Annotated in this window: 8 protein-coding genes; all 8 read right to left on the reverse strand. The window is 63.5% G+C overall.

What is annotated here, in order from left to right; genetic code table 11:
- Positions 1-178 precede the first annotated feature (178 nt).
- Complete coding sequence (locus DES43_RS18315; protein WP_035032209.1) at positions 179-1,114, reverse strand: FAD:protein FMN transferase; 936 nt, start codon at positions 1,112-1,114, stop codon at positions 179-181.
- 3 nt (positions 1,115-1,117) lie between these two features.
- Positions 1,118-1,699: a nitrous oxide reductase accessory protein NosL gene (locus tag DES43_RS18320; protein ID WP_035032212.1), complete on the reverse strand. Its 582-nt coding sequence runs from the start codon at positions 1,697-1,699 to the stop codon at positions 1,118-1,120.
- On the reverse strand, positions 1,696-2,517 hold the full coding sequence (locus DES43_RS18325; protein WP_035032215.1) for an ABC transporter permease: 822 nt from the start codon (positions 2,515-2,517) through the stop codon (positions 1,696-1,698). The genes DES43_RS18320 and DES43_RS18325 overlap by 4 nt, the downstream gene beginning before the upstream one ends.
- Positions 2,514-3,413: an ABC transporter ATP-binding protein gene (locus DES43_RS18330; RefSeq protein WP_035032218.1), complete on the reverse strand. Its 900-nt coding sequence runs from the start codon at positions 3,411-3,413 to the stop codon at positions 2,514-2,516. Before DES43_RS18330 ends, DES43_RS18325 begins: the two co-directional genes overlap by 4 nt.
- Positions 3,379-4,707: a nitrous oxide reductase family maturation protein NosD gene (locus DES43_RS18335; RefSeq protein WP_084496634.1), complete on the reverse strand. Its 1,329-nt coding sequence runs from the start codon at positions 4,705-4,707 to the stop codon at positions 3,379-3,381. Before DES43_RS18335 ends, DES43_RS18330 begins: the two co-directional genes overlap by 35 nt.
- A gap of 2 nt (positions 4,708-4,709) precedes the next feature.
- Positions 4,710-6,668 carry a TAT-dependent nitrous-oxide reductase gene (nosZ, locus tag DES43_RS18340; protein WP_035032221.1) on the reverse strand — a complete coding sequence of 653 codons (1,959 nt, stop codon included), beginning with the start codon at positions 6,666-6,668 and terminating at the stop codon, positions 4,710-4,712.
- Positions 6,669-6,684: 16 nt separating this feature from the next.
- The gene (locus tag DES43_RS18345; protein ID WP_425352134.1) at positions 6,685-8,889 is read right to left on the reverse strand and encodes a 4Fe-4S binding protein; all 2,205 of its coding nucleotides are present in this window, start codon (positions 8,887-8,889) and stop codon (positions 6,685-6,687) included.
- Between the two features lie 384 nt (positions 8,890-9,273).
- Positions 9,274-9,714, reverse strand: a complete 441-nt coding sequence (locus DES43_RS18350; RefSeq protein WP_035032224.1) for a pseudoazurin — start codon at positions 9,712-9,714, stop codon at positions 9,274-9,276.
- Positions 9,715-10,082 lie beyond the last annotated feature (368 nt).

Consider the following 10,082-nt stretch of genomic DNA (forward strand, 5'->3'; position numbering starts at 1 on the left):
TCGCGCACTGGCCAGCACGGCAGCCGGGCTGGCTGTCACATCAGCGGCGATCTCGCCCGCTCGATCTGCACCCGGACCTGCAACCGGACCTGTCTGGCTCACGAGCGCCGCCGGGAATGAGGATGGCCAGAGTGCGGCAGGCGCAGCCATCGACCGGCGCGCCTGACATCCTCGCATGTCAGGCGCGCCGGGCCTTGTCGAGCGCCGCCGCCGCTTCACAGCGGGCATCGGAGAACCGGCTTATGACGGCATCGATCGATGCCTGATCGGGCATCAGGCAGGCAGCGGTGGAGAGTGCGTCGGCGATTGCCGCCGACGGGGCGGACACCGATACCGAGCGCCAGGCGGTCCGCACCGGCCCGCCCGTCAGCGGATCGAGAATATGCCCGTCATGGCCGGCCTGATCGAAGGTCGTTCCCAATGGCGCGGACGTGGCCAGCGCCCGCTGGCGCAGACTCACCCGCCCGCCCGCTTCAAGCCGCACAGGCCAGCCGCCGCCTTCCGGATTGCCGCCCAGCGCGCGCAATTCCCCCGCATCCACAAGAATGTCGTTCAGTCCTTCGGCTTCCAGCAGGACCACGACCCGGTCGGCGATATATCCCTGCCCGATGCCGTTCAGGGTCAGCGCCATGCCCGGCTCCATCACCACCGCGTCCGGGCTGAGGCGAATCTTCTCCCAGCCGGTTTTGCGCAGTGTCCGTTCGATTTCAGCCTGTGCGGGCCGCATGCCGGATGCAGCAGCTTCCGCCCACAGCGCCCACAGCGGCTGCACGGTCGGGTCGAAGCGGCCACCGCTGGCTTTATGAACCGTGCCGGCAATCGAAAGGCATTCCAGCAACTCGAAGGGCGGGCTCTCCAGACGGCCCTCGCGGTTCAGACGGCTGAGCGCGCTGTCGGCCCGATAAAGGCTCAGAATATTCTCCAGCCGCCCGATCTCCGCGAACACGCGGGCAGCTACAGCCTCGGCCTGCGGATGGTCCAGCCTGATGGACACGCGCGCGCCAAGGGCCTGCCCGGTCCACAGGCGGGAGGCCGGTTTTGCCCAGGCGGCAGGCACCCATGACGATGCCGCCATGGCGGCTGAAATTGCGATCATACGGCGGCGCGTCAGCATGGTTCAGCCTCCAATTGCATTTGGCAAGGCCCTCAGCCGGCCTTCGAAATCTTTGTCATCGCCGTCGCCCCCTTCCCGATCCTGCTCCACCGGCGCCAGCACCATGTCGTCGGTGATCGCGGCCAGTTCGAGAACCGTTCCTCCTTCGGCTCTGGCAAAGGCTTCGGCGTCGGCACGGCGGGCAAAGGGCACGGTTTCCGGCGCGCCCATGCCGCCTTCGCGGGCAGAGCCGACAACGAAGAACGCCTTGCTCGCATCGATCCAGTTGCCGTCGCCCGGCTCTTCCCATGTTGCCCCTGGAGCCCCCATGTCGTTGACATAGATCACGAGGATCGGCGCGAACTGTTCCGGCGCGCGCGCATAGGCGATTGCATCGCGCACCTGGCTGAAGAACAGCGGCGCGGGAATGCCCTTCATGTGAACCTGCGCCTTGGGCCCGGGATGTTCGAGCAGGTTCATCTGGCAGTAATGGCCAAGCGTTTCCGCCGTCATGTCCTGCGGGGTGGTGTTCTGCACAACCTCCTCCGAACAGGCGCCGGCGGACAGCAGGGCGGCCAGCAGCATCAGGCGCAGGAGGGTCTTCATGGCGTCACCTTTCTGAACGCGGCCCATGCCAGCGATAGAGCGGCGGCGGGCCACAGAAGGATCGAGGCCGCGGATTGCCAGAGCGGTATCGCGGCGGCGGCGCCACCGATGCCGCCGGCAGCGGCAACGGCCTCCGCTGCCGACAGGTTGAAGATACGGAAGGCGTCGGCGGGGTTGGACAGCAACGCCACCGGCAGAACGCGTGTCGTCAGCGGCCCGCCGGCATCCGAAACGATGAGGGCGAGAAGCGCGAGGTCGTAGAGAACGACCACCACCAGCCACAGGCCGATGGCCAGCCCGGCTGCGCTGGAAGTGCGCCGCGCCAGCGCCGAAAGCGCATAGCCCGTGCCGAGGAATGTCGCGCCAAGCAGCACCGACGACCACACAAGCCGCCACAGCGAAGGCAGCCCGGCAAGCGCGCCCCGATCAGCCAGTATTGCGGCAAGGGCAGCCAGCCCGTAACCCAGACCCGTCGCAAGGCCGAGAATGGCGATATGGGCAAGCAGCTTGCCAAGCAGGATCTGAAACCGCGAAACCGGATAGGTCAGGAGCAGCGGCAGGGTGCCGCGCTCCACCTCGCCCGCCACGGCATCGAAGCTCATCAGCAGCGCCAGAAGCGGCACCAGATAGACTGACAGCGAGGTGAGCGAGGCAACGACCACCGAAAGCCGGTCGACGCCGATGTCGCCCGTGGGGGCAGCGCCTGCCGCTGCCAGCACCAGAGCAAACAGCGCCATCATCGCGGTGGCGATAACCACCCACCGGTTTCTGAACGCGACCCGGAATTCACACAGGGCAGTGGCGAGAACGCGATTCATTGCCCGTCCCTCCGGCTGAAATGGGAATAGATGTCTTCAAGGCTTGGCGGGATCACGTCGAGGTCGGCAACCTGCGCGCCAAGCGCCGCAATCTGCGAGAGAAGCGGCAGCTTGCGGGCCTGCTCGCAGGACAGCCGCAACCGGCCATCTCCCGTGCACACCGCTTCGGGGAAAGCCTGCGCGATCGCCGCCTCCTCGCCCGCTGCCGGGGTGATGAGCACCACCACCGGCAAGGCCGCCTGCCCCCGCAGCGCAGCCAGCGTGCCTTCCGCCACCAGCCGCCCTCCGGAAAGGATCACGATGCGGTCTGTGCGGGCCTCCACCTCGGTCAGCACATGCGAGGACAGCAGGATCGCAGTGCCTGCGGCCGCCAGCCCGTCCAGAAGATCGTAGAAATCGCGCCGGGAAACCGGATCGAGGCCGGATGTCGGCTCGTCCAGCACCAGAAGGCGCGGCCTGCCGATCAGCGTTTGCGCCAGCCCGACGCGCTGGCGCATGCCCTTGGAATAGCCGCCGATCCGGCGGCGCGCCGCATGGGCAAGCCCTACCTTTTCAAGAAGGCCCATCGCCAGCTTCGGGTCTTGGCCGCGCAAGGCGAGATAGTAGCGGATCTGCTCCTCGCCGGTCAGGGCCGGGTGAAACGATGCGTTCTCCGGCAGATAGGCAACCTGCGCGCGAGCTTCGGCAGAGCCGGGCGCGGCCCCGCACACGCTGACTGAACCGCTATCGAAAGGGATGAGGCCGAGGACGATCTTCATCATCGTCGACTTGCCCGCGCCATTATGGCCAAGCAGCGCAACGCGCTTGCCCTGCTCGAGCGCCAGCGAAACGTCGCCCAGTGCTTCGACAGTGTCGAAACGCTTAGTGAGCCGTGAAATCTGCAGCGTCGAGGTCATCGTTATTTCCTTGGGCCCAGCGTCCTTGGACTTCGGCCTCAAAACTTTTCGCCTCGTCCGTGACGGCAATCGTCAGGGGGCGCATCAGGGGGAATGAATCGCGCACGCCGCCCGGCAGCGTGGCGGGGAAACTCTGCTGGCTCCAGCGCACAAGCTGCACGGCGGGCGAACCCGTCAGAAGCGCTGCGGCGGGCTGCGACCACAGGATCTGGTCCATCAGGTCGTTCGGGCGATAGAAGCTGTCGGCAATGCCGTCGCCGTTCAGGTCGTAGGCCGGGTGGTCGGACCAGAAATTGCCGCGTCCCTCATGGCTCCACTCCATGTGGCGCGTGCCGACATATTTCACCTGCTCACGGTTGCCCATGAAGGTGTTGGCGGTCAGCACATTGCGCTCGGACCCGGCGGTGAAGTGGATGCCGATGCCGCAGCCTTCGAACCGGTTTTCCCAGATCAGGTTCTTGTGGGCGTTGTAGATGAAGAGGCATTTTTTCGTGCCGCCGCGCACCAGATTTCCGGTCACGTCCGCATTGTTGGCGTAGTTCAGCATCAGCCCGTGTTCGCGGTCGCCAAGGCTCTGATTGTGCAGGATCTTCGTCCTGTCGGAAAACATGATGGCAAAGCCCAGATGGTTGCCGACCGAGATGTTCTGCGACACCTCCGTGTTGCGGGTATACATGAAGTGCACGGCAAAGCGCAGGTCGCGCATCAGGTTGCCGCGATAGATGCTGTTGGAGCTGGCGTTGGAGAAGATGCCGTCGCGTCCATAGCGGATGGAATTGCCCTCTATCAGTGTGCCGGGGCTGTTCCAGATATAGATGCCGTTGCCGCGTTCGTTCATATGCGGGTGCTGCGTGCCGACGATTTCGTTGCCGACAACGCGCGCATCGCGGCCGCCATGCACATCGATGCCATGCATGTTGCCGGTGACGAGCAACCCTTCCACAAGGGCACGGTCCGCCCCCTTCTCGATCTTCACGCCGGAGTCGAGATCCTGGTTCACGTGGCCGGAGCCGGTGACGGTGAAGCCCGAGAGTGTGATGTCCGGCGCGATCAGGGTGATGACGCTGCCTTCATTGCCCCCGTCGATGACGGCGCCGCGTGGGCCGGAAATGGTCAGCGGACGGTCGATGGTGACGGGGCCATGATAGACCCCGTCGACCAGTTTGAGCACGTCGCCGGGCTCAGCCCCGGCGACGGCCTGCGCGAGGCTGCCCGTTCCCGGCGCGACCTCCCGCTCCGCCGTGGCCAGAGGCGCGGCGAAGACGAGGCCGATAAGAAGGACAGCCGCACGCATGATCAGGCCTCCTTCGGCTCGACGAACATGCGCCCGCGCATTTCCATGTGCAGCGCATGGCAGAACCACTGGCAATAGTACCAGTACACGCCGGGCGTCGCGGCCACGAACGTTACCGACGAGGTCTGCTGCGGCCCCACTTCCATCGCCACGCCATGGTTGCCCATGGTGAAGCCGTGCGTGAGATCGTCGATCTCGTCGAGATTGGTGACGATGATCGTCACCTCGTCGCCTTCCTTGACGGTGAAGCTCTCGACACTGAAGGCCGGCGCAACCGAGGTCATGTAGACGCGGACCTTGTTGCCATCGCGAACCACCTCGTCGGTCCATTCATCGATATTGACGCCATCCTTTTCCGCCTGCGCGCGCGTTTCGGCCCACATCGGGTCGTTGCGGTCCCACACGGACTTGATGTTCGACATGATCGAGGGATGAACGGCGATCGCATCATGCGGCTCGGCGAAGGTCGGGCCATCGTGCACCAGCACCATCTTGTCGCCGGAAATGTCGATGAGCTGGTCGTTTTCCGGCTTCAGCGGCCCCACATTGAGGAAGCGGTCCTTGGAAAACTTGCACAGGCACACCAGCCAGTCGCTGGTGGCGTCCAGCGTCTCGCCCATCACCGTCTTCAGGTGGCCGGGCTGATAGTGAACGTCGATCTTGTCCTTGATCGGATCCACCTTTTCGCCGGCATGGGCGCGGATGGCCTCGTCGATGTTCCACTTAACCACCTGGCTGTCGAGGAAGAGCGAGGTATAGGCGTTGCCGCGTCCGTCGAAGGCAGTGTGAAGCGGACCAAGGCCAAGCTGCGGTTCGGCCACAACGGCGCTGCGCGGTTCGGCGTTCTCGTAGAACAGAGCGTCGAACCTGGTCACATCCAGAACGGTTACCGTCGGCGAAAGCTTGCCGTTGATGACCAGATGCTTCTTGTCCGGCGCCATGTTGCAGCCGTGCGGGTTGTTGGCGATGGGGATGTAGCGGGTGAAGAGGGACTTGGCCTCCTTGCGCCCGTCCAGCACCTTGACGCCGTTGATCTCTTCATACTGCCCGGCGGCGATGGCCTTCTCGATCTCGGCGATGTTGAAGACCACCACATGGTCCATTTCGGACTTGGTCATCTCTTCCAGCGTCATACCCATTTCGGAGTTGTAGCTGGTCGAGAACGCCCACTTGCCTTCATAGTCGGCGTCGCAGTTGTCGAGATTGCCGGAAACCTGAACCTGCCAGGCCACTTCCCACTTGTCGGCATCGACCGCGGTGAAGATGTTCACATAGGTCGACACGTCCGTCATGGTCGAGCCGTCATTGTTCAGCGGCGCTTCGTCTTCGCCGTTGCAGAACACGTAGTTGGAGCGCGGCCACTTCTGCGGGCGCAGGCCGTGGATGCCCTTGGCGTTGGGAATCTCAAGGATCGCGTCGGTTTTCATGACGTCGCAGCGCACGCGGGCAACGCGCGTGTTGGCCTTGTCGTTCATGAACAGATAGCGGCCGTCATACTTGCCTTCGGTGAAGGACATGTGGACGTGGTGAAGATCGCCATTGTCATGAATCTTCTTGCCGTTGGCGGCGAGCTGTTTCTTCGTCTTCTCCGTCATGGTGCGCTGGTGGATGCGGATCGACTCGTTGGTCTGGCCCCAGCCTGTTGCCGAGCAGCGGTTGAACACCGGCACGCGCATCAGTTCGCGCATGGAGGGAATGCCCAGAATGCGCATTTCGCCGGTCTGTCCCGAGGACCAGAAGCCGTAATAGTCGTCAAGCTGGCTGGGCGCTACGGAGCCATCGGCCCCCGCCGCCCGCGCGCTGCCGCCACTCATGGCCGTGGCTGCGCCGGTCACGCCAAGCCCCAGCGCGGCCGGGCCCATCACAAGGCTGCCGCCAAACGCGCTTGCCGCTACCGCGCCGCCGGCGCTGGCACCAAGCAGGGTGCGGCGGCTAAGCCCCTTTTTCACCGTGGATTCCATATTCCAACTCCTTTGGTTAAACTTCAGAAACGCCAGCCCGGACCACCGTGGGCTGCCCGACAGACGGGCCACGCGGCCCGGAAGGCGTGCTTTCCGCCAACTTCTCCCGACGCTTCATCTTCTTGATCACGACGGGACAAGTCGTCTTGGACTGGTAGAGCACCTGGCAGTGCAGGCAGTTGATGCACTCGTTGGGGTTGATCTCGCCCGTGGGGTGGATCGACTGCACCGGACACTGGTTTGCGCAGGTCTGGCAGGGGTTGCCGCACTCATGGTAGCGCTTGAGCCAGTCGAACATCCGCAGCCGCGCAGGGATCGCCAGCGCCGCCCCAAGAGGGCAGAGGTAGCGGCAATAGAAGCGCTCCACGAACAGGCCGGCCATCAAAAGCGCAGCGGCATAGGCAACGAAGGGCCAGGCACGCATGAATTTCAGGATGATCGCCGTCTTGAAAGGCTCAACCTCAGCCAGATGCTCCGCCTGCTCGATGGAGACCAGGGAGACGCCGAACAGCCCAAGGAAGATCATGTATTTGACTGGCCAGAGCCGCTCGTGCAGCCCCCATGGCAGGGTCCATTGCGGGATGCGCAGCTTGCGGGCGATCTGGTTGGTCAGTTCCTGCAAAGCGCCGAACGGGCACAGCCAGCCGCAATAGGCCCCACGCCCCCAGAACAGAAGGGCAGCCGCCACCGCAAACCACAGGATGAAGGTCAGCGGGTCGAGCAGGAAAGCCTGCCAGCTGAAGCCGTTCACCAGGCTTCCGAACAGGGCCATGAGATTGACGACGGAAAGCTGCGCATTGGCATACCAGCCAAGGAACACCAGCGTGACCGTGAGGAAGCAGATGCGGAAGACATAGAACCAGCGCTCGTTCCTGACTGCGAAAGTCTGGAAAAAGAACACACCCGTCAGCACCGTCAGCATGGCGCCGAGCACGGCGATCTTCAGCTTGGAATCCATCCATATCCGCTTCCACAGCTCTGCCTGTGCGGCGCCCTCACCACGGTCGGCGACAGCCGCGGCCTCCGGTTGTGGCGCAGGCTGCGCAATGGCGCGCAGATATTTCTGCGGAAGCTGGTAGCCGAGATCGAATGTGTGGAACACCTTCTCGATCGGCCCGACCTCGCGCTGTACCAGAAGCTGGATGCGGAACGGCTTTGTCGGGTCGAAGCCGACATCGGCAGGAATGCGAAACAGATCCTTTTCCACGAAATCAGGCGCACCATCGGCAGCGATGGTCGAAAGACGCCGGTGGTCGCGGTCGCGGAAGCGCACCGATACATCGTCCTGGATCAGCACGACCCGGTCGAAGATGCCGCCGCGCACATAGCCCGACCCCTTGAAGGAATAGAGCCCGCGCCCCATCAGCGCGATGGCGTTTTCGCCGTCTTTGAGCCAGCTTTTCAGATTGGCCGCCTCGGCGCTGCCCAGCAGCCCTTCGGCCACCGGCGGCACGGAAACCAGCGCGGCCTGCAATTCGATGAACAGCGTCTCCGGCGCGTCGGTCAGCGCCCGCTCGCGCGCTCTCGTATCGGCATGCGCTGCAAAGGCGTCGTTGACCTGCCCGACATCGAGCGTAAGCCTGCGCACCGTACCGTCGCCTTCGGCCTCGAACCAGTCCGCAGGCGCGGCCGCATCCGGATCGATTTCAAAGCTGGGCCCGGCATCGGCCTGTTCGGGCGTCAGGCCACCGAGGCCAAGCGCACGGGCAACCTTGAGGCCGGAACGGATGATCGAGTCGTCGATCACCATCACCGTCACCGTCGCCCCGGAAATGATGTCGACATCATGCGCGGTGCCGCCGGCCTTCGCTTCGGCCAGCAGATCAAGTCCGGCATAGCCTTCAACGAAGGCTTTCACCTTGGCTTCGGGGATACCGATCAGGACGATCGGCTCGGAATGCTTCACCAGTTGCACGCCGAGAATGCGGGCATCCTTGCCGACGGCAACGAGCGAATGGATGGGCTTGCCCGAATATCCAGTCGTGCCGACAAAGTCGGATGTGATGAACGCCCAGGCGACCGTTTCACCATCCTTCAGGACGGGAGCGACGGGGAGGTCGCTGCGGATCGGCCCGAAGCCATCGGCATCCGGCACCAGTTTGGAAGCAACCGCCGAAGGCAGATACTCCTGCAATACGGAAGCTGCGGAGGCACCGCCCGCCCAACTCACTATCGCGCTCAGGAGAAGTAAAAAACGCAGGAGACTCATCGCGCCATTCATCCGGTATGTCATGACCGGATTGCTAGACGGGGTTGGGGCGGGGCTCTTTGCGCCATATCAATCAGGAACGGATTGGCCTGCGACATAATGGGCTGACGCAAGGCAGCACCCGCAAATTCCTGCCGACAGGTTCAGGCGGCAATCGCATCATGACGACAAGCGTCATCGGGCGAATGGCGGGGGATCTGGCGCGGGTGCAGCAAATGGCTTTGCCGCCCCGATGAAAAGACCGGGGCGACAGCATTCGGAAGTGACGAAAAATGTTGCCTGCTCGCAGGCTCATGCGGAAAGCCGCCAGAGGAAGAAGGCGGCCGCTGCGGATAACCGGGAATAAAACAGCAAGGGCGGGCGGCCATCCGTCTGGCCTGCCCGCCCTGCAAGCAGTCAGTTGGCCGGCAGTTCGCTGAACAGCCGTTCGAACACCTTCTTGGCCTTGCCGGGGTGCTTGATGGCTTTGACCTCTTCCAGATTACCCGGCGTACCGACGACGATCATCGCGACCATGCCCATGCCGTAATGGGGCGTGCATTTCACGCCATAAATGCCCTCCTTCTCGACGGTGACGGTCACCTCCTCATTGATCTTGCCTTTGAAGGGCTCGGCCCCCTCCGGGATCATGCCCTTGATGCTTTCGGCATCGTGGGACTTGTCGGTCGGCACGAAGGTGACGGTGTCGCCGGGCTCCGCAATGATGAGATCGGGCTGGAACACCATTGTGCCCTTCTCGCCCTTGTTCAGCATCTGCACCTGATGGTCGGCCGCCTGAACGGCTCCGGCCAGCAGAACGGCGACTATCGCAACCGGAAATGCGAGTTTGTATCTCATGGTACGGTTTTCCCTCTTGTGGGGGTTCAGTTTTTCGATGCCTCTATAGGCTTGACCGCCACCGCCAACTTTGATGCAACGCAAACAATCCGCTCCCGAAGCGGGAGTGTGGGCGTGAAGTGACGTGCATGTGGGATTTGCATGTTTCTGCGCGCACGGCCGCACGCAGGAAAGCCAACTCCATTTCTGCAACTTCCGATGCCGAACACGACAACGGGCCGGCCGTGTCATCATCGGCCTTGAGGATGAGGGGCTGGTGCCCACCTTCATGCCAGCAACTGTGTCTAGGCGGCTTTGCCTGTCTGCCATGGCGTAGCGGTTTTGAGGACGGCGTTTGCGGTTACGACCAGCCTGCGTGCGCCTGCAAT

It is taken from the genome of Aquamicrobium defluvii (assembly GCF_004363725.1).
Taxonomy (GTDB): domain Bacteria; phylum Pseudomonadota; class Alphaproteobacteria; order Rhizobiales; family Rhizobiaceae; genus Mesorhizobium; species Mesorhizobium defluvii.

Bases quoted from the DNA above. Each gene is read 5' to 3' on its own strand.
- DES43_RS18315 (WP_035032209.1), bottom strand. From the start codon at position 1,114: ATGCTGACGCGCCGCCGTATGATCGCAATTTCAGCCGCCATGGCGGCA.
- DES43_RS18320 (WP_035032212.1), bottom strand. From the start codon at position 1,699: ATGAAGACCCTCCTGCGCCTGATGCTGCTGGCCGCCCTGCTGTCCGCC.
- DES43_RS18325 (WP_035032215.1), bottom strand. From the start codon at position 2,517: ATGAATCGCGTTCTCGCCACTGCCCTGTGTGAATTCCGGGTCGCGTTC.
- DES43_RS18330 (WP_035032218.1), bottom strand. From the start codon at position 3,413: ATGACCTCGACGCTGCAGATTTCACGGCTCACTAAGCGTTTCGACACT.
- DES43_RS18335 (WP_084496634.1), bottom strand. From the start codon at position 4,707: ATGCGTGCGGCTGTCCTTCTTATCGGCCTCGTCTTCGCCGCGCCTCTG.
- nosZ (WP_035032221.1), bottom strand. From the start codon at position 6,668: ATGGAATCCACGGTGAAAAAGGGGCTTAGCCGCCGCACCCTGCTTGGT.
- DES43_RS18345 (WP_425352134.1), bottom strand. From the start codon at position 8,889: ATGAATGGCGCGATGAGTCTCCTGCGTTTTTTACTTCTCCTGAGCGCG.
- DES43_RS18350 (WP_035032224.1), bottom strand. From the start codon at position 9,714: ATGAGATACAAACTCGCATTTCCGGTTGCGATAGTCGCCGTTCTGCTG.